Consider the following 19893-nt stretch of genomic DNA (forward strand, 5'->3'; position numbering starts at 1 on the left):
CTAATATGTTCTCATTGAAACGAGGCCGCACGCGCCTGTCAAGACGGCAGAGGCACCCTCGGGGGGCGAGGGTGCCCAAAGGGTGGCCGCGGTGGACGCCGCCGCGCTGAGTCTGCTATTCAGAACGACGTCAGATCCCTTGCCGAAGGACACCGGTCATGGCCGATGCGTCCGTGGCCCATGCCGAACCGGCTGCCGCCACAAAGGAACGAGCCGCCGCGCTCAAGCCGCTCGACACGCTGAGCCCGCGCGCCCGCCGCATCGCGGAGCACGTGGCCGCCCGCGTCGCCGGCGTGGCCGTGGAGGATGTGCCCTACGAGAACTTCTACCTGGAGGACGCCTTCCCCGCCGACATCTATGCGGAGATGCGCCGCCGGATGCCGCCGCGCGAGGCCTATCTGCCGCTCAACATCAAGCGCTGGAAGAACGCGCAAGGCACCTCCACGCGCGATCGCCTGCGCCTGTCGGAGGGAGAGATCGCGCGCATCCCGGATGCCGAGGCGCGCGCCTTCTGGCAGGACGTGACCGACGCGCTGATGTCCGTGACGGTGCAGCAGGCGGTCTATGCGAAGCTCGCAGGCGACGTCGCGCGCCGCCTGGGCTGCCGTCCGGAGGAGGTGACGGACAAGCAGGCGTGGCCTACCGCCATGCTCGTGCGCGACTTCGCCGAGTACAAGCTGAAGCCGCACCCGGACGGGCCGCCGCGTGTCGTGACGATGATGTTTTATCTCGCCGACCCGGGCATGCCGGAGGATCTGGGCACCTCGGTCTACCGGCGCACGTCCGCGCTGCAGCGGCTGATGGGCCGCCGGTTCGAGGAGGTGAAGCGCTTTCCCTTCCGTCCGAACAGCGCGGCGACCTTCGCCGTCAACGACCTGCCCGACCGCATCAGCCTGCACGGGCGCGAGTTGATCACCGGGCCGGAGATCGTGCGCGACAGCCTGATCGTTGCATGGCTGTCGGAGGACTTTCCGGAGTTCGGCGCCAAGCACAACGACGCCTACTGATCCCGCGCCGGAGACAGGGCCCGGGACCGAGCGGACAGGCGCGCCGCCTGACAGCCGGCGGGCCCGGGCGAAACATGAAGAAGAAGGGCGAAACGCACATGACGAGGACGACTGAATTCTACATCGACGGCGCCTGGGTGACGTCCACCACGGGCAAGACGCTCGACGTCATCAATCCCGCGACGGAGGAGGCGTGCGCCACCATCGCGCTCGGCGGACAGGCCGACGTCGACAAGGCGGTCGCTGCGGCGAAGCGCGCGTTCCAGACCTGGGGCTACACCGATCCGGCCGAACGCATCGCGCTGGTGGAGAAGCTGGCGGCCGTCTACGAGCGCCGTTCGGGCGAGATGGCGCAGGCGATCTCGCAGGAGATGGGCGCGCCGATGAAGCTCGCCACCAACGCGCAGGCCGCAGCCGGCCTCGGCCACATCAAGGCCTTCCTGCGCGTGGCCAAGACCTTCGTGTGGGAGCACCCGCTGCGCGAAGGCGCGGAGGCCGAGCACATCGTCTATGAGCCGATCGGCGTCTGCGGCCTCATCACGCCGTGGAACTGGCCGATGAACCAGGTCACGCTGAAGGTCGTGCCGGCGCTTCTCGCGGGCTGCACCATGGTGCTGAAGCCGTCGGAGGTGGCGCCGCTCTCCTCCCTGCTGTTCGCCGAGATGCTCGACGAGGCGGGCGTGCCTGCAGGTGTCTTCAACCTCGTGAACGGCGACGGGCCCGGCGTGGGCGAGGCGCTGGCCCGCCATCCCGACGTCGACATGATGTCGCTGACGGGCTCGACCCGCGCGGGAACCGCGGTCAGCAAGGCCGCCGCCGACACGATCAAGCGCGTCTCGCTGGAACTGGGCGGCAAGGGCCCGAACATCGTCTTCGCCGACGTCGACGTGGACAAGGCCGTCGCGCGCGGTGCCGCGCACTGCTTCCAGAACACCGGGCAGTCGTGCAACGCGCCGACCCGGATGCTGGTCGAGCGTCCGATCTACGACCGTGCGGTCGAGGTGGCGGCAAGGACCGCCGAGGCGACGAAGGTGGGCGAGCCGTCGGAGGACGGAAACCACATCGGCCCGCTGGTCAGCCAGGCGCAGTTCGACAAGGTGCAGGACCTGATCCGGAAGGGCATCGAGGAGGGTGCGCGCCTCGTCGCCGGCGGCCCCGGCCGGCCCGAGGGCTTCAACCGCGGCTATTTCGTGCGCCCGACCGTCTTTGCGGACGTCAGCAACAACATGACCATCGCGCGGGAGGAGATCTTCGGTCCCGTGCTCTCGATCATCCCGTTCGAGAGCGAGGACGAAGCCATCGCCATCGCCAACGACACGGTCTACGGCCTTGCCTCCTATGTGCAGAGCGGCGACCAGGCCCGGGCCCAGAAGGTGGCCCGCAAGCTGCGCGCCGGCATGGTCCAGATCAACGGTGCGGGGCGCGCCTCGGGTAGCCCGTTCGGCGGCTACAAGCAGTCCGGCAACGGCCGCGAGGGCGGCGTCGAGGGGCTCAAGGACTTCCTCGAGGTGAAGGCGGTCTCCGGCTGGGATCCGGCCGCGGCCTGACCGCGGAGCGGGACGGCCCGGACCCGACAGACGAGCATTTGGAGGGCCTCGCGGGTGTCGCACCGCGAGGCCCTTTTGCATGCGCGAGATAGGCGCTGCATCGCAAGCGCCAATAAATGGGGGCAAATGGTGTAAATAAAACTTTCGTATTAAGCCTTATGGCGCATGTTGATCGTCGCATAATTGTGCGCTGCAAAATATAGACCTTTCAATACATTAGTATCATTGCCTCACCGGGTGTTTTTCGGGACGTTGCCTGACGGGTCAGAACCCAGGAGCTTTCGCGTGCGCGTCTGCTCGACAAGAACCTGAGGGAGGACGTCATGTCTGAATTCACGATCAATCGCCGCGGTCTGCTGAAGACCAGCGCCATCGTGGGCGCCGGCCTTGCCATGCCGACGATCTTCACGAGCGCGGCGCGCGCCTACACGAACGAGCCCAAGGGCGGCACCGTGACGCTGGGCTTCAACGTTCCGCAGACGGGCGCCTATGCCGACGAGGGCGCTGACGAGCTGCGCGCCTATCAGCTTGCCGTCAAGCACCTCAATGGCGAGGGCGATGGCGGGATGCTCAACACCTTCTCCTCGAAGGTGCTGAAGGGCAACGGCATCCTCGGCAAGAAGGTCGCCTATGTGACCGGCGACACGCAAACGAAGTCGGACGCCGCGCGCGCCTCGGCCCAGTCGATGATTCAGAAGGACGGCGCGGTGATGATCACCGGCGGCTCGTCCTCGGGCGTCGCGATCGCGGTGCAGGGCCTCTGCCAGGAGGCGGGCGTCATCTTCATGGCGGGCCTCACGCACTCCAACGACACGACGGGCAAGGACAAGAAGGCGAACGGCTTCCGGCACTTCTTCAACGCCTACATGTCGGGCGCGGCGCTCGCACCGGTGCTGAAGGCCAACTACGGCTCCGACCGCAAGGCCTATCACCTGACCGCCGACTACACCTGGGGCTGGACGCAGGAAGAATCGATCGCGGCCGCGACCGAGGGCCTCGGCTGGGAGACGGTGGCGAAGGTCCGCACGCCCCTCGGCGCGGGCGACTTCTCGCAGTACCTGACGCCGGTGCTGAATTCCGGCGCGGACGTGCTGATCCTCAATCACTACGGCCGCGACATGGTCAACTCGCTGACCCAGGCGGTGCAGTTCGGTATGCGCGACAAGATGGTCAACGGCAAGAAACTCGAGATCGTCGTGCCGCTTTACTCGCGCCTCATGGCGCAGGGTGCCGGCAAGAACGTGAAGGGCATCTTCGGCTCGACCAACTGGCACTGGTCCCTGCAGGACGAGGGCAGCAAGGCCTTCGTGAAGTCCTTCGGCCAGGAATACGGCTTCCCGCCGAGCCAGGCGGCCCATACCTGCTACGTGCAGACGCTGCTCTATGCGGATGCGTGCGAGCGGGCGGGCACGTTCAACCCCTGTGGTGTCGTCAAGGCGCTGGAAGGGTTCGAGTTCGACGGCATGGGCAACGGTCCGACCCTCTACCGGGCCGAAGACCACCAGTGCTTCAAGGACGTACTCGTGGTGAAGGGCAAGGAGAACCCGGAATCGCAGTTCGACCTGCTGGAAGTCGTCGACGTCACGCCGGCCGCGCAGGTCACCTATCCGCCGGATCATCCGATGTTCGCGGGCGGCAACCTCGGCACCTGCAGCGCGGGCGCCTGATCGTCCTTCCATGACTGCGGCCGCCCGGGGGTCCGGGCGGCCGGCCTTGTCCAGCCGCATCGGGCGGCGGATGCGCGGCAAACCTTGAGCGGGTAGGGGCATGGACGCGGTCCTTCTGCAAATCCTGAACGGGCTCGACAAGGGCAGCGCCTATGCGCTCATCGCCCTTGGCCTGACCCTGATCTTCGGAACATTGGGCGTCGTGAACTTCGCGCACGGCGCGCTGTTCATGATCGGCGCCTTCTGCGCGGTCGTGGTCCAGAAGACGCTGACCCTGTCGAAAGTGGTCCTCAGCGAGACCGAGAAGACGCCCTGGGGCACGCCGAAGGAGATCCACACCTATTATGTGCAGGAGTGGTTCGGCGATTTCGGCCTGGTGCTGCAGGACTATTCGGTGCCCGTGGCGATCCTGCTGGCGCTGCCGGTGATGCTGCTGGCGGGCATCGCGATGGAGCGGGGCCTCATCAAGCACTTCTACAAGCGCCCCCATGCCGACCAGATCCTCGTGACGTTCGGCCTCGCGATCGTCCTGCAGGAGATCGTGAAGGCGCTGTTCGGCGCCAATCCGATCCCGCAGCCCGCGCCGCAGGCGCTACAGGGCGCGCTGGACGTGGGCACGATGATCGGCTTCGACCCGGGCGTGATCGTCTATCCCTACTGGCGGTTCATATATTTCGTTTTCGCCGCGGCCGTGGTGTCCGCCGTCTTTGCATTCCTGCAGTACACGACCTTCGGGATGGTGGTCCGCGCGGGCATGGCGGACCGGGAGACGGTGGGCCTGCTCGGCATCAACATCGACAAGCGCTTCACGGCCATGTTCGGCTTCGCCGCCGTGGTGACCGGACTTGCGGGCGTGATGTATGCGCCGATCCTGTCGCCCGACTACCACATGGGCATGGACTTCCTCGTGCTCTGCTTCGTGGTGGTCGTCGTGGGGGGCATGGGCTCGCTGCCGGGCGCTGTCGCCGCGGGCTTCCTTCTGGGCGTCCTGCAGAGTTTCGCCGCCATGAACGAGGTCAAGGCGATCCTGCCCGGCATCGACCAGATCATCATCTATCTTGTGGCCGTCGTCATCCTGCTGACGCGGCCGCGCGGTCTCATGGGCCGCAAGGGTGTCATGGAGGACTGACGCATGACGGCGACGCGCACCAACGACACCCTGCTGATGATCGGCTTCACCGTCGCCGTGCTGGCGATGCCGCTCATCCTCGCGCCCTTCGGTGCGGGCTACCCCGACCTGATGCAGCGCTTCGCGATCTACGGGATCTTCGCCATCGGCTTCAACCTGCTGTTCGGCCTGACGGGCTATCTCTCCTTCGGCCACGCGGCCTTCCTGGGCGTGGGGTCCTACACCGCCGTCTGGATGTTCAAGCTGCTGACGCTGAACGTGCTGCCCGCCATCGTGCTGGCGATCGTCGTCTCGGGTCTCTTTGCGCTGGTGATCGGGTTCGTCTCCCTGCGCCGGTCGGGCATCTATTTCTCGATCCTGACGCTCGCCTTCGCGCAGATGAGCTACAACCTCGCCTATTCGGTGCTGACGCCGATCACGAACGGCGAGACGGGACTGCAGATCAATCTCGACGATCCGCGTATCCTCGATCCGAAACTCGAAACCGGCGACCTGCCCCTGACCAACATCTTCGGGTTCCACATGAACGACGTGTTCTGGAATCCGACCTTCCTGGGCCAGCAGTTGCAGTTTTCCTATGGCTTCTACACCTGCGCACTCGTGCTGATCGTGGCGTTCTACATCTCGCTGCGGGTCTTCCGCTCGCCCTTCGGGATGATGCTGCGGGCGGTGAAGACGAACCAGAACCGCCTCAACTACACCGGCGTGAACACGCGGCCCTATACGCTTGCGGCCTTCGTGATCTCGGGCATGTACGCGGGCCTCGCAGGTGCGCTGCTCGCCTGCATGGACCCGCTGGCCGGTGCGGAGCGGATGCAGTGGACGGCCTCTGGCGAGGTGGTGCTGATGACCATTCTCGGCGGCGCAGGCACGCTGCTGGGTCCAGTCCTCGGTGCAGGCTTCATCAAGTATTTCGAGAACATCTTCTCCAAGGTGAACAACAATGTCCTGCACGAGGCGTTCGCCTTCCTGCCCGATGGGCTGGAGGACTTCGTGGTCTGGATCGTCAGCCCGTTCGTCGGCGCCGGCTGGCACCTGACGCTGGGCGCGGTGTTCATGCTGGTCGTGATCTTCCTGCCGGGCGGCCTGCTGGAGGGCGCGCAGCGCATCGTCAACCTGCTGACCGGGCGCAGCGCGAAGGGCGGATCGAGGTCGTCCGGCGCGGCCTCGGCGCCGGCCGAATAGGGAGGGACGGGAACCCATGGGTATTCTCGAGGTTCGCAACGTCTCCAAGCGCTTCGGCGGTCTGCAGGCGCTCAACAACGTCAACCTGACGGTGGAGCAGGGCAGCGTCCACGCGATCATCGGGCCGAACGGCGCGGGCAAGTCGACCTTGCTCAACTGTTTCGTCGGCCGCCTGACGCCGGACACCGGCTCCGTCATGTTCGACGGGCACAGCCTGCTTGGCGCCAAGCCGCACCAGATCAACCAGTTCGGCGTCAGCCGCGTGTTCCAGACACCTGAGATCTTCACCGATCTGACCGTGCTGGAGAACGTGATGATCCCGACGTTCGCCAAGCGCGACGGGGCCTACAAGCTCAATCCGCTGGCCCGCGTCTCGCAGGAGACAGAGGTGCGCGACCACGCGGAGGCGACGCTGTCCGACGTCGGTCTCCTCGACAAGCGCAAGATGGTCGCCTCCTCGCTGTCGCGCGGGGACAAGCGGCGGCTGGAGATGGCGATGTGCCTGGCGCAGGATCCCAAGCTCCTGCTGCTCGACGAGCCGACGGCGGGGATGAGCCGCGCCGACACGAACCGCACCATCGACCTGCTCAAGCAGATCGGCGAGAGCCGCGGCATCACCAAGGTCATCATCGAGCATGACATGCACGTGGTCTTCTCGCTGGCGCAGAAGATCGCGGTGCTGGCGCAGGGGACGGTGATCGTCGAGGACGTGCCGGAGAACATCAAGGGCCATCCCAAGGTCCGCGAAGCCTATCTCGGGGAGGCCCAGGTATGACACTGACAGACGCCGACTTCGGCCGCGCCTCCGCCAGCCATCTCGGGCGGCAGGAGTACGCCTATTTCTCCGCGCACGAAATTCACGCCTATTACGGCGAGAGCTACATCGTGCAGGGCGTGAGCTTCAACGTGCACGAGGGCGAAATCCTTGCGCTTCTCGGCCGCAACGGGGCGGGCAAGACCTCGACGCTGCGCACCATCGCGCGCGTCGACAGCCCGGCCTTGACCCGTGGCGAGATCTGGCTGGACCACAAGCCGCTGCACGAGATGAAGTCCTACCAGGCAGCGGCGAACGGGGTCGCGCTCGTGCCGGAGGACCGGCGGATCATTCCCGGCCTCACGGTGGAGGAAAACCTCCAGCTCGCCCAGATCGCGCCGCCGCACGGCTGGTCGATCCAGCGGATCTACGAGCTGTTTCCGCGGCTCGGCGAGCGGCGCAAGCAGGAAGGCGTCACGCTTTCGGGCGGCGAGCAGCAGATGCTCGCCATCGGGCGGGCGCTGGCGCGCGATGTGAAGCTGCTGTTGCTCGACGAGCCCTATGAAGGGCTCGCGCCCGTGATCGTGCAGGAGATCGAGCGCACGCTGGTCGAGATCAAGGCCCTCGGCATGACCACGATCATCGTGGAGCAGAACGCCATCGCGGCCCTCAAGCTCGCCGACCGCGCGGTCATCCTCGACATGGGCTGCGTGGTGTTCGACGGTACCGCGCAGGAGGTTCTCGACAACGCAGAGCTGCGCGAGGAATACCTCGCGATCTGACGGGGCGCCGCGGCCCCGCGACGGCAAGGAGCCCGGCCCCGGCAGATTGCCAGGTCGGCGTTACGGCACACGTCCATGTATCCTGTCGATGGTTCTGCTGCCGGGGCGCTAACCTATCATTGTATACATAAATCTCTGGAATTTCCCGCGATGGCTATCCAGAATAGCCCCGACAGCCATCAGGGAGGCGCAAGCATGGCGGACGCGGCACCGTCACCCGGGGTTCGCAGCGGGGCAGTTGAGCGGGTCTACACCGGGCTTCGCAAGCTGCTGATCGAAGGCGCCTATCCGCCGGGCACGCATTTGCGGGAGGAGAGCCTGGCAAGCCAGCTGGGCGTCAGCCGGACGCCGGTGCGGGAGGCGATCCGCAAGCTCGCAACGGAAGGCTGGCTCGACATCATCCAGAACCAGGGCGCCTTTGTGCGCCGCTGGTCGCGGGCCGACATCGAGGAGGTGCTGAGCCTGCGCGCGATGCTCGAAAGCCATGCCGCGCGCCACGCCGCCCGTCATGCGACAGTTGGGCAGATCGCTGAAATGAAGGCGATATGCAGCCGCGCCCTATCCTTGCTGCCATGCGAGGATCCGCAGGCCATCGCGGAAGTCGCAGCGCTGAACAGCCGCTTCCACAAGCTGATCCTCGATGCCTCGGGGCAGAGGAGGACGGCGGCGATCATTGCCAATCTCGTCGAACTTCCGATCACGCTGCGGTACTTCAAGCAGCTGGAGCCTGACGACATGGAGCGCAGCATCCGGGAGCATCGGGCGCTTGTGGAAGCCTTCGAGACCCGCGACCCCCATTGGGCCGCTGCACTCATGGAGGCGCATGTGCATGGCGGAAAATCCCTGTTCCTTGGCCGTGTGACGTCTCTCGGCGAGGACGATATGACCGCGGAGGAGCCTGCGGGGGATGTGGGCTCCAACACAAATTCGGGGAATTGACAGGACAAATTTCCGCGCCCATTGTATACAAATTACGACTTTGGGATAATGCCTGATGCCAGACGACGCGATCCGGCCGCACCTATCGCCTTCGCCGCAGCCAGCGGCGGGCCGCGGCGGGCCGGGCTGGTCTCTCGGCGTGGCGGAAGCCTCCCGCCGGATTAGCGCGGGCATCCTGACACCGGCAGAGCTTCTGGAATCGGTTCTTTCCCGGATCGGCGAGGTCGACGGCGCGGTCCGCAGCTACATCCGCGTGATGGCGGAGGAGGCGCGCGCGGCGGCGGCAGAGGCTACGGCGGACATCGCCGCAGGGCATTGGCGCGGGCCGCTGCACGGCATCCCCTTCGCGGTGAAGGACAATTACGATGTGGCGGGCGTGGCCGCGACGGCGGCGAGCCATGCGCGCCTCGACCGCGTTCCGGCACGCGATGCGGCGCTCGTGACCGCGCTGAGGGACGCGGGCGCCATCCTCGTCGGCAAGCTGGCGACATGGGAGTACGGAACGGGCAACGGCGGCGAGTACTTCGACCTGCCGTTCCCGCCCGCGCGCAATCCCTGGGACCTGTCGCGCTTCACGGGTGGGTCGTCGACGGGTGCGGGAGCATCGGTCGCGGCGGGAACGGCGCTGTTCGCGCTCGGCTCCGACACCACCGGGTCCGTGCGCCTGCCCGCGGGCGGCACCGGCATGACCGGGATCATTCCGACGCCCGGGCTGCTGAGCCTCGAGGGCATCCTGCCCAATTGTTATTCGCTGGACGTGCCCGGACCGATCTGCCGCACGGCGGAGGATACCGCGCTCGTGCTCGACGCGCTCGCGCCGGGCAGAGGGTTTGCGCGGGCTTCGACGCAGGGGATCGCCGGTCTCCGGATTGCCGTGGTGCGCGACAAGGGGCCGGGATTCCCTGCGCCCGACGCGCCCTTGGCGGCAGCCTTCGAGATGGCGCTGCGGGTTCTCGCCGATCTCGGTGCCATTGTCGAAGAGGTTCGCCTGCCGGTCCCGGCCGCTGAGTGCCTTGCCGTCACGCAGATGATCGGCCCGTCGGAATCCGCCGCGATCCACGAGGAGGAACTGCGCACGCGACCGGGCGACCTGGGGCGCGCGCTGCGCGACAAGTTGCTTGCAGGGTCGTCTGTGCGCGCCGTCGACTACATCCAGGCGCTGCGCCGGCGGACCGAGGTCGCGTACGCCATCGACGCGCTGATGGCGCGGTTCGACGCGCTCGTGACCTACGGCACGCTGCATCTTCCGCCCCGCCTCGGCGTGGAGCCGGAGATGACCGCCTACACGCTGGAGACGATGCTCGCGCCTTTCAACCTGTCGGCGAGCCCCGCGCTCGTCCAGTGCACGGGTTTCACGGCGGAGGGGCTGCCGACCCATTGGCAGATCGTGGGCAACCGCGGCGACGAGGCCATGGCGCTGAGGGTTGCGGCGGCCTACGAGCGTGAAACCCGCTGGGGGGACCGCTGGCCGGACATTCCCGCGGAGGCGCCGCCGCCCCCACCGGTCGCGGCGCCGGAGAGGACCGAGCCTTCGGGGGCGTTCCGCGAACGTGCCGCGCGCATGGGTCTGGGCCACCTGAACGATGTCGACATGGCGCGGATGGAAGAGCTTGAGGAGCGCGCGGTCAGCCGCGGCGCAGCCTTGCCCCGTCCGCGTGCAAAGGAGGTTCAGCCCGGCTTCGGGCTGCAACGGCCCCCGGTCTGAAGGGGGAGGCAAGACCGGCGGCGGCGCCCGAAGCCCGCAAGGGGCGCCGCACGGCCATGCGGGACCGGGACGAACGGACCGGCGCGCGGCGAAAGAAAGCGGGCGTGAAGCAGCCCGGCAGGGCGGGAGGGTTCAGGCCCGATGCCCGGAAAGCCGGCAGGGAAATGCGTCTAACGGGACGAATTGGGGAGACATCATGTCTGATCACGAGAAAACGGGCGGATTGGCGACCAACCGCCGCCGCTTCCTGCAACTCACCGGTGCGGCCGGTCTCGGCCTCGCGGTGCCTTTCAACCTCGCCAATGTCCGGCTGGCGCATGCCGCGGGCGGACAGCTTCGCGTCCGCGTCGGTTCGGACATCTCGATCCTCGACCCGGCGCTGATCTTCCAGATCGAGAACCAGACGGTCGCGGGCCATGTCTACAACGGTCTCGTGAAGTACGACCAGGCGACCAACGCGATCGTGCCCGACCTTGCGAAGGAATGGGAGGTGTCGGAGGACGGCAAGACCTATACCTTCCACCTGCACGAGGGCATCAACTTCCACAAGGGCTATGGCGCGCTGAAGGCGTCCGACGTCAAGTTCTCCTTCGACCGCGTCCGCGCCGAGGCGACGGGCAGCCGTTACAAGGGGCAGTTCGCGTCCATCGAGAACGTGGCCGCCCCCGACGACAAGACCGTCGTCATCACGCTGAAGGGTGCCAATTCCGGCTTCCTGCACAAGGTCTGCGCCTTCAACCAGGGCTGGATCGTCAGCGAGAAGGCGGTGACGGAGAAGGGTGAGGGCTACAAGCTCGATCCCATCGGCACCGGCCCCTTCGTGTTCGACAGCTGGACCGCCGGGTCGTCCGTGCGGATGGTCGCCAACCCCGACTATTTCGAGGGCGCGCCCAAGGTGGACGAGGTCGTCCTGCGCATCATCAAGGACGAGACGGCGTCGGCCATCGCGCTGGAGAACGGCGAGATCGACATCGCCTTCGCCATCCAGCAGCCGGAGGTCATCGACCGCCTGAAGGCGGCCAATGGCGTGACCATGCTGAGCCGGGAGGCGAACAACACCGTCAACCTGGTGCTCAACACCACGATCAAGCCGATGGACGACGTGCGGGTGCGCCGTGCGATCATCCACGCGCTCAACCGCAAGGGGCTGATCGACGGCTTCTTCAAGGGCACGAAGGCAGAGGCCTACAGCGTGCTCACGCCGACGTTCCAGGAATACACCGAGAACGTGCCCAAGTACGACTACGACCCGGACAAGGCACGCGCCCTGCTCAAGGAAGCGGGGGCGGAAGGCTTCGAGTTCGAGATCGTGACCGTCGCGCTCAACCCTTACGACAAGTTCCCGGTGCCGATGGCCGACGACCTGAACGCGGTCGGCATCAAGACCAGCATCCGCGTGCTGGAGCGGGGCGCCTATGTCCAGGCCCGTGCGAGCGGCAAGGTCAAGAGCTGCATCACCGCGGTGGTCGGCCCGCCGGACCCGGACTCGCCGCTGGTGACGCTGTTCTCCACGGCGTCCTTCCCGCCGGGCCTCAACACGTCGCAGTACGGAGAGGTCGACGACCTGTTGCAGGCGGCGTCGGCTGAGCAGGACCTGGAGACGCGCAAGGGCCTTTACGAGAAGATCGCCCAGAAGACGATGGAGGACGTGCCCGTGGTGCCGATTTTCGCCGACCGGCTGTTCATGGCGCACAGCGACAAGGTCCAGGGGCTCGTGCAGAACTCGCTCTTCACGGTCAACACCTACTCGGTCTCCCTGACGGGGTAATGCATCCGTGACTTACTATCTGAGCCGGACCCTGCTGCAGCTTGCAGTGACGATCTTCGGGATCGTGACCGTCGCATTCTTCCTGATGCGCGCGATTCCGGGCGATCCCGCCCTCTACATGCTGGGCGATTTCGCGACGGAGGCGTCGCTGCAGGCGCTCAGGGCCCGGCTCGGCCTCGACCTGCCCGTGTGGCAGCAATACCTGCTGTTCGTCGAGCGCGCGGTGACCGGCGATCTCGGCCGGTCGGTCGTGACCGGCCAGCCTGCGCTGAAGGAAATGCTTGCGGCCTTGCCCTGGTCCCTGTCGCTCGCGGTCGCGGGGCTACTCGTCGCGGTGGTGACGGGTGTTCCTCTCGGCATCCTGTCGGCGATCAAGCGCGGCACCTGGGTCGACGTGACGATCATGTTCATTGCACTGCTCGGTATTTCCTTCCCGGTGTTCTGGGTCGGGCTTGCGGCAATCCTGATCTTCTCGCACGAACTGGGCCTCTTTCCCGCGCTCGGGGCCAGCACGCAACAGGGCTTCTGGGTGCAGGCGCATCATCTCGTTCTGCCGGCGGTCGTTCTGGGGCTGTCGGTCGCGGCCTATATCGCGCGGCTGACGCGCAGCGCGATGCTGGAGGTGCTGGGGCAGGACTATATCCGCGTGGCCCGCGCCATGGGCGTGCCGGAGAAGCGGATCTTCTTCCGCCTGGCCCTGCGCAACGCGCTCATTCCCATCCTGGCCGTGATCGGCGTGACGTTTGCCTGGTCGCTCGGCAACGCGATCCTCGTGGAGGTCGTATTCAGCCGTCCCGGCCTCGGCTCCACCGTTCTCAAGGCGATCCTCGCGCGCGACTACCAGCTCGTCCAGGCGGGCGTGCTGATCCTCGCGGCGGGCGTCGTCCTCATCAATGTCACGCTGGACCTTCTCTACGGCGTGATCGACCCGCGCGTGAGGCAAGGCTGATGACCGATCTCGCAACCGGACCCGCATTCGACGCCGACGCGCTGCGCGACCGGGAGGCCGCGCGCCGCCGCCGCCGGCAGGCCATGCGCCGCTACCTGACGCACCCGGCGTTCATGATCGGCGGCACGCTGCTCATCCTCCTGGGGATCGTCGCGATCTTCGCGCCCTGGATCGCGCCGAACGCGCCGCTCAAGACCAACATGAGCCTGATCCTCGCAGGCCCGTCGTGGGAGTATCCGCTGGGCACCGACCAGTACGGGCGCTGCGTGCTTTCCCGCCTGGTCTACGGGACGCGCATCTCGCTGCAGGTGGCGTTCTGGGTGGTGACGATCTCGCTGACGCTCGGCACGTTCATCGGTTCGCTCGCGGGGTACATCGGCGGCTGGATCGAGCGTGCGATCGTGGTGATGATCGACATCCTGCTCGCGTTTCCGGGCTTTCTTCTGGCGCTGGCGCTGGTGGCGGCGCAGGGCTCCTCGCTGCAATCGGTCATCATCGCGGTCGCCATCGCGTACACGCCGCGGGTTGCGACCGTCATGCGTTCCGTCGTGCTGACCATCAGGCCGCGCCCCTTCATCGAGGCGTCGCACGCGATCGGCCTCGGCCACCTGCGGATCCTGCTGCGCCACGTCATCCCGAACGCCATGGCGCCTGTGATCGTCGTGGCGACGGTCAGCGCGGCGACGGCGATCCTCGCCGAGGCAGGATTGAGCTTCCTCGGCCTCGGCGTCCAGCCGCCGACGCCGACCTGGGGCAGCGTCATCGCCGACGGGCAGGCGGTCATCACCACGAATCCGTCGATCTCGATCTCGGCGGGCCTGTGCATCGCGGTCACGGTGATCGCGCTCAACCTGCTGGGCGACGGCCTGCGCGACACGCTGGACCCTCAGATGCGCCGCCAGACCGGCGCGAAGATGCTGTGAGGGGGCGAGGGGCATGACCGCACGCAACGTGATCTCCGGCCCGTTTCCGAAGGCGGTGCCGCCTGCGCAGGCGTCCGAACCGCGCCCCGATCCCCGCTCCGATCCGCGCGCGGGGCTCGCGCCTGTGCTGGACCTGCGCAGCGTGACCACGCGCTTTCCGGGCGAGGAGGGCGCCATAACCATCGTCGACGATGTGAGCCTGTCGGTCCGCCCGGGCGAGACGCTGGCCGTTGTGGGCGAGAGCGGATCCGGCAAGACCATGACGTTCCTGTCCGCGATCGGCCTCGTCCCGCCGCCAGGCCGGGTCGTGTCGGGTCAGGTGATGCTCGGCGGCACGGACCTGCTCAAGCTGCCGCCGGAGGAGTTGCGCAAGCATCGCGGCACCGGTCTGTCGATGGTGTTCCAGGATCCGCTGACCGGTCTCAACCCGGTCTTCACCATCGGCGACCAGATCGCCGAGGTGCTGCGCGCGCACAAGGACATGAGCCGCGCCGAGGCCCGCAACCGGGCCATCGAACTGCTCGACCGGGTGCACATCCCCGACCCGAAGCGGCGGGTGAACGACTATCCGCACCAGCTGTCCGGCGGCATGCGCCAGCGGGTCCTGATCGCCATGGCCATCGCGCTCGAGCCGCGCGTGCTGATCGCGGACGAGCCGACGACCGCGCTCGACGTGACGGTGCAGGCGCAGGTGCTGGAACTGCTCGGCGAACTGCGCGACGCCTCGGGCATGGCGATGGTGCTGATCACACACGATCTGGGCCTCGTCGCACGCCATGCCGACCAGGTGGCGGTGATGTACGCGGGCCGCGTCGTGGAGCAGGGGCCCATCGAGGCCGTGTTCGACGCAACCGCCCATCCCTACACGGTCTCGCTGTTCGAGAGCGTGCCGCACCTGGATTCCGACTCTGCCGCCGACCTCACGCCCATCGAGGGGCAGCCGCCGAACCCGGCCTTCCTGCCGGCCGGTTGCGCGTTCGAGGCGCGCTGCTTCCTGGGCAGGGGCCGCGAGGACTGCCTGGCCCGGCGTCCATCGCTCGCAGCCGCCCGCGGCGCGGGGCACGAGACGGCGTGCCATCACTGGGGCGAGATTGCATCGGGGGAGGGCAGGTCATGAGCGTTCATCCCGGTGCGCCGGTGCCCGACGACACGCTGCTCCAGGTCCGCGGGCTGACCAAGCATTTCGGCGGCCGTGCGCTGCTTCCGGGGCGCACGAAGGCCGTGGTACGCGCGGTCGACGGCATCACCCTGCACATCCGCCGCGGCGAGACCTTCGGCGTGGTGGGGGAGACCGGCTCGGGCAAGAGCACGCTTGGCCGCGTGATCCTGCGCCTGCTCGACCCGACAGAGGGGCAGATCCTGTTCGACGGGCAGGACATCACCGGGCTGCCGCGCGCGCAGATGCGCGCCTTGCGCCGCGACATGCAGATGGTCTTCCAGGACCCTTACGGTTCGCTCGACCCGCGCATGAAGGTGGGCCAGATCATCGCCGAGCCGATGCGCGTGCACGGCCTCGCCCGCGGCAATGTCGCCGCGCGCACGGCGGAGATCATGCGCCAGGTGGGCCTCGCGCCGCACATGGCCGATCGCTACCCGCACGAGTTTTCCGGCGGGCAGCGCCAGCGCATCGGCATCGCGCGGGCCATGGCGCTCGACCCCAAGCTTCTGGTGCTGGACGAGCCCGTCTCCGCGCTCGACGTGTCGATCCAGGCGCAGATCCTGAACCTGCTGCGCGACATCCAGCGGCAGACGGGCGTGGCCTATCTCTTCATCGCGCACGACCTCGCCGTGGTGCGCCACATCTCCGACCGGATCGCGGTCATGTACCTCGGCCGCGTGGTGGAGATGGCGACGCGCGACAAGCTTTATGCGAACCCGCGCCATCCCTACACGGCGGCGCTGCTGAGCGCGGTGCCGATCCCGAACCTCGAGAAGGAGCGCGCACGCCGCCGCATCCCCCTTCATGGCGAGATCGGCTCGGCGACTGCCATGCCGTCGGGCTGCCGCTTCCACCCGCGTTGCTTCAAGGCCCGTCTCGTGGCGCAACGGGGCGGGGTGGAGACTGCCGCCGCCAAGGACGGAACCGTCCTGCCTGCGCCATGCGTGCGCACTGACCCGGCCCTCGCACAGGACAGCGAGGGCCAGATGGTGGCGTGCCACTTCCCGCTCGAGGGGTCGGAGGCCGCCGAAGCCACGCCGACCGCAACCGCCCGCACATCAGGAGAGCCCGCATGACCGAAAGCCGCGAAACCAATTATGCCGGCGTGTTCGACAACCGCCTCGGCTGGGGCAGGAAGCCCGCTGTACTCGTCATCGACTTCACCTATGGCTACACGACGCCTGGATCGCCGCTCTATGCCGAGGGCGTGGTCAAGGCCGTCGAGGCGAGCGTCGACCTGCTCGACGCCGCGCGCGCGGCCGGCGTACCCATCATCTACACCAAGGTGATGTACCACCCCTCCGGCATGGACGGAGGGCTCTTCGCGCAGAAGGTTCCGGTGCTGCAACGCCTCGTTCCGGGTGAGCGCCTCGTGGAGATCGACGACCGGGTCGCGCCGCACCCCGAGGACCTCGTCATCGTGAAAAACTATCCGAGTGCCTTCTTCGGGACCTCGCTAGCCGCCACGCTCACGTCGGAGGGCATCGACACGCTGATCCTGCTCGGCTGTTCCACGAGCGGCTGCGTGCGCGCGACCGCCATCGACACCATCCAGCACGGCTTCCGCGGGATCGTCCCGCGCGAATGTGTCGGCGACCGTCACGACGGGCCGCACGATGCGAACCTGTTCGACATGAACGCGAAATACGCCGATGTCCTGCCGCGTGAGGAGGTCATCGCGCACCTGAAGGGACTGGCCCGCACCAAGGCGGCATGAGCCCAGATATCCGGGAGGACCGACAATGACCCAGACCATACCGACAGCCGAGGACCGGATTTCGGTCTATTGGCAGACCGGCTGCACAAGCTGCCTGCGTACCAAGGAATTCCTGACCGAGCACGGCATCGAGTTCCGTTCCCGCAACGTGCTGGAGGACGACACCGCGCTCGACGAGCTTGCCCGCTTCGGCCTGCGCCAGGTGCCGATCGTGGTGCGCGGCGACGAGTGGGCGAACGGCCAGATCCTGCGCGATGTGGCGAAGCTGTGCGGTATTCCGTGGGGCGACGACAGGATCCTGCCGCCGGAGGAATTGCGCCGGCGCATCAATACGATCATCGCCGCAACGCGCGAGAACACGCTGAAGCTGCCGCAGTCGGAGATGCAGACCAACCTGCCGAACCGTCCGCGCAGCTATGCCGACCTCGTCTACCACACCTTCAACATCGTGGATGCGTTCGTGGAGCAGGAGGAGGGCATCCCCCTCGTCTACGAAAGCTATTACCGCCTACCCCCGAAGGAGATGCAGACGCCCGAGGGCCTCGCCGCCTACGGCGACCACGTGGCCAGGCGCTTCAACGACTGGTTCGACGCAAACGGCAAGTCCGTGGACTGGAGCGAGCGCGTCGACGTCTATTACGGCGAGCAGTCGCGCCACGACTTCCTGGAGCGGACCACCTGGCACTCCGGCCAGCACGCCCGCCAGCTGATCTGGGTGCTGGAACGGCTGGGCATCGAGCCCGCGCACCGTTTCGCCCCGGACGCCTTCCGCGGGCTGCCGATCCCGGAGAAGGTCTGGGACAGCGAGGCGGCCTGAGCCGCCAGGACCAATGACTGGACGGGCCCAATGGCAGGGCGGGCCTCAGCCCGCCTTGCGCGCCTGCCAGCCGTCGAGCTTCGAGCGCGCCCCGTTCGTCGCGGGATCCATCGCCGCGTCGTGGTTGTCGCGCTTCGCCGTCAGCTCGATCACATAGCCGTTCGGATCGCGGAAATAGATCGAATCGATGAACCCGTGGTCCGAGATGCCGCGTGTCTCGCGCCCCTCCGCCTTGCCCTTCTCGAACATGGCGTGCAGGTCGTCGTGGCTGACCTCCAGTGCGATGTGGAGGTCGAAATCGTGCTGGTCCTTGAACTCGAAGGGGCGGTCGGGCGCCTCGAAGAACGCGAGGTACGACCCGTCGTCCAGCTCGTAGAAGGTGTGCAGCGTGTTCGTCCCGCGCCCGCTCTTCGTCTCGGTGATCTCCAGCGTGTGGGCAAGCGGCAGGCCCAGGAAATCCTCGTAGAACGCCCGCGTCTCCTCGGAGTCGCGGCAGCGGTAGGCGTTGTGGTGCAATCCCTTGATCATCGGGCGTCCTCCTTGCGGCATGTCGTCGTCGGCGCCCTTTCCACTTAGTGTCGCGCGGGCACAGGGGCAAATGCGGGGCGGCTGTCTCGCACGGGGCCGCGTGTTATGCTGCCCGGCTGTGGCCTGGATGGCGCGGGGGAGTAGAGCAATGTCCGTAACGCAGTCCGAACTCGCGCTCTTCGTGCGCGACGCCCTTACCCGCGGTGTGCGCCGCGAGGAGATCGCCGCCGCACTCGACAAGGCCGGTTGGCGGCGGGAGCAGGTGCGCGACGCGCTCGCGGCCTATGCGGAGGTCGATTTCGTCGTGCCGGTCCCGCGGCCCAGGCCTTATGTCTCCGCGCGCGACGCCTTTCTCTACCTCGTGCTGTTCTCCACGCTTGGGCTCAGTGCCTGGCACCTTGGAATTCTGCTCTTCAACCTCATCGACCTGCTGATCCCCGATCCGGCGCAGCCTTGGGGGGAGTACCGGGCGATGGGGATCCGCTGGTCCGTTTCCGTGCTGGTGGTGGCCTTCCCGCTCTACCTCTACCTTGCGCGCAAGACGTCGCGGGAGGTGGCGGAGGATCCGGCCCGGCGCGCCTCGCGGGTGCGCAAGTGGCTGACCTATGTGACGCTCTTCGTTGCCGCGCTGGCGATCCTGGGCGACGTGGTCGCGCTGATCTACCAGTTCCTGTCGGGCGACCTGACGGTGCCCTTGCTCCTGAAGATCCTCGTGGTGGCGCTGATCGCGGTACCGATCTTCCTGTTCTACCTGCGTGACGTCTCGTCGGACGAAGGGGAGGGCTAGGAGATGCCCGCACGCATCCCCGGAACGGCGCTGGCCATCGGCGCGGTCGTCGTGATCGCGGTGGCGGTGGCCGTCGCGCTGACGGTGATCGACAGTCCCTGGACGGCGCGGGCCAAGCGTCTCGACGGCCAGCGCGCCATGCACCTGCAGACGATTTCGGGCGCACTCGACTGCTACTGGACGCTTGAGAAGCAGCGGGCGCTGCCCGACAGCCTCGATGACCTGAAGGCGCGTATGGAGGAAGAGACCGCTGCCCGCGGGCTTCCCGCCTACTGCCTGCCGGGTAGGCTGTCCGATCCGGAGACCGGCGAAACCTATGGCTACAGGCCGCTGGAGGGACCCGCCTACGAGCTTTGCGCCAGTTTCGCCCGCGCGTCGGAGGGGGTCGGCACCTACGACATGCCCCGCCGTTCTTATGCGCAGCGCTGGGCGCATCCCGAGGGGCGGCACTGCTTCCGGCTGGACGCGGGGACGATCGACCTGCCGGGCGTCGCGGACGGCGACTGACGCCCCCCGGGCTTGTCCGGACC

Annotated in this window: 19 protein-coding genes; 18 read left to right on the forward strand and 1 reads right to left on the reverse strand. The window is 67.3% G+C overall.

The features are described from left to right. The first annotated feature begins 158 nt into the window (after positions 1 to 158). The 16 genes from NJQ99_RS04840 (at position 159) to NJQ99_RS04915 (ending at position 18048) form a co-directional block, all read left to right on the forward strand. Positions 159 to 1007, forward strand: a complete 849-nt coding sequence (locus tag NJQ99_RS04840) for a hypothetical protein (protein WP_269331661.1) — start codon at positions 159 to 161, stop codon at positions 1005 to 1007. A 74-nt stretch (positions 1008 to 1081) separates the two neighbouring features. Continuing rightward, positions 1082 to 2554, forward strand: coding sequence for an aldehyde dehydrogenase family protein (locus NJQ99_RS04845; protein ID WP_269331662.1), 1473 nt, complete (start codon positions 1082 to 1084; stop codon positions 2552 to 2554). A gap of 323 nt (positions 2555 to 2877) precedes the next feature. After that, positions 2878 to 4221 (forward strand): substrate-binding protein, encoded by a 1344-nt coding sequence (locus tag NJQ99_RS04850; RefSeq protein ID WP_269331663.1) that lies wholly within the window; start codon positions 2878 to 2880, stop codon positions 4219 to 4221. Positions 4222 to 4321: 100 nt separating this feature from the next. Beyond that, positions 4322 to 5350 carry a branched-chain amino acid ABC transporter permease gene (locus NJQ99_RS04855; protein WP_269331664.1) on the forward strand — a complete coding sequence of 343 codons (1029 nt, stop codon included), beginning with the start codon at positions 4322 to 4324 and terminating at the stop codon, positions 5348 to 5350. A 3-nt stretch (positions 5351 to 5353) separates the two neighbouring features. Then, positions 5354 to 6535, forward strand: coding sequence for a branched-chain amino acid ABC transporter permease (locus NJQ99_RS04860; protein ID WP_331283256.1), 1182 nt, complete (start codon positions 5354 to 5356; stop codon positions 6533 to 6535). Positions 6536 to 6551: 16 nt separating this feature from the next. Continuing rightward, a complete protein-coding gene (locus tag NJQ99_RS04865) occupies positions 6552 to 7310 on the forward strand; it encodes an ABC transporter ATP-binding protein (RefSeq protein WP_269331665.1) in 759 nt (252 codons plus the stop codon). Continuing rightward, complete coding sequence (locus NJQ99_RS04870) at positions 7307 to 8071, forward strand: ABC transporter ATP-binding protein (RefSeq protein WP_269331666.1); 765 nt, start codon at positions 7307 to 7309, stop codon at positions 8069 to 8071. Before NJQ99_RS04865 ends, NJQ99_RS04870 begins: the two co-directional genes overlap by 4 nt. Positions 8072 to 8266: 195 nt before the next feature. Then, on the forward strand, positions 8267 to 9010 hold the full coding sequence (locus NJQ99_RS04875; protein WP_269331667.1) for a GntR family transcriptional regulator: 744 nt from the start codon (positions 8267 to 8269) through the stop codon (positions 9008 to 9010). Positions 9011 to 9065: 55 nt separating this feature from the next. Next, positions 9066 to 10715 carry an amidase gene (locus NJQ99_RS04880; RefSeq protein WP_269331668.1) on the forward strand — a complete coding sequence of 550 codons (1650 nt, stop codon included), beginning with the start codon at positions 9066 to 9068 and terminating at the stop codon, positions 10713 to 10715. A 196-nt stretch (positions 10716 to 10911) separates the two neighbouring features. Then, complete coding sequence (locus NJQ99_RS04885) at positions 10912 to 12483, forward strand: ABC transporter substrate-binding protein (protein WP_269331669.1); 1572 nt, start codon at positions 10912 to 10914, stop codon at positions 12481 to 12483. Positions 12484 to 12490: 7 nt separating this feature from the next. Continuing rightward, entirely contained in the window at positions 12491 to 13432 is a 942-nt protein-coding gene (locus tag NJQ99_RS04890; RefSeq protein WP_269331670.1) for an ABC transporter permease, read from the forward strand. Next, the gene (locus NJQ99_RS04895; protein ID WP_269331671.1) at positions 13432 to 14355 is read left to right on the forward strand and encodes an ABC transporter permease; all 924 of its coding nucleotides are present in this window, start codon (positions 13432 to 13434) and stop codon (positions 14353 to 14355) included. Before NJQ99_RS04890 ends, NJQ99_RS04895 begins: the two co-directional genes overlap by 1 nt. A gap of 13 nt (positions 14356 to 14368) precedes the next feature. Next, on the forward strand, positions 14369 to 15472 hold the full coding sequence (locus NJQ99_RS04900; protein ID WP_269331672.1) for an ABC transporter ATP-binding protein: 1104 nt from the start codon (positions 14369 to 14371) through the stop codon (positions 15470 to 15472). Continuing rightward, a complete protein-coding gene (locus NJQ99_RS04905; RefSeq protein ID WP_269331673.1) occupies positions 15469 to 16590 on the forward strand; it encodes an ABC transporter ATP-binding protein in 1122 nt (373 codons plus the stop codon). The genes NJQ99_RS04900 and NJQ99_RS04905 overlap by 4 nt, the downstream gene beginning before the upstream one ends. Next, positions 16587 to 17231: an N-carbamoylsarcosine amidohydrolase gene (locus tag NJQ99_RS04910; RefSeq protein ID WP_269331674.1), complete on the forward strand. Its 645-nt coding sequence runs from the start codon at positions 16587 to 16589 to the stop codon at positions 17229 to 17231. The genes NJQ99_RS04905 and NJQ99_RS04910 overlap by 4 nt, the downstream gene beginning before the upstream one ends. Positions 17232 to 17256: 25 nt before the next feature. Next, the gene (locus NJQ99_RS04915; RefSeq protein ID WP_269331675.1) at positions 17257 to 18048 is read left to right on the forward strand and encodes a glutaredoxin domain-containing protein; all 792 of its coding nucleotides are present in this window, start codon (positions 17257 to 17259) and stop codon (positions 18046 to 18048) included. A gap of 45 nt (positions 18049 to 18093) precedes the next feature. Here the strand turns inward: NJQ99_RS04915 and NJQ99_RS04920 are convergent, their stop codons facing one another. Further along, positions 18094 to 18576 (reverse strand): VOC family protein, encoded by a 483-nt coding sequence (locus tag NJQ99_RS04920; protein ID WP_269331676.1) that lies wholly within the window; start codon positions 18574 to 18576, stop codon positions 18094 to 18096. Between the two features lie 148 nt (positions 18577 to 18724). On the opposite strand from NJQ99_RS04920, the gene NJQ99_RS04925 reads away from it, so the two are divergent. Both NJQ99_RS04925 and NJQ99_RS04930 read left to right on the forward strand, forming a co-directional pair. Further along, positions 18725 to 19363: a DUF5671 domain-containing protein gene (locus tag NJQ99_RS04925; protein WP_269331677.1), complete on the forward strand. Its 639-nt coding sequence runs from the start codon at positions 18725 to 18727 to the stop codon at positions 19361 to 19363. Positions 19364 to 19366: 3 nt separating this feature from the next. Further along, the gene (locus NJQ99_RS04930) at positions 19367 to 19870 is read left to right on the forward strand and encodes a hypothetical protein (RefSeq protein ID WP_269331678.1); all 504 of its coding nucleotides are present in this window, start codon (positions 19367 to 19369) and stop codon (positions 19868 to 19870) included. The last annotated feature ends 23 nt before the right edge of the window (positions 19871 to 19893 follow it).

Source organism: Futiania mangrovi (assembly GCF_024158125.1).
Lineage (GTDB): Bacteria > Pseudomonadota > Alphaproteobacteria > Futianiales > Futianiaceae > Futiania > Futiania mangrovi.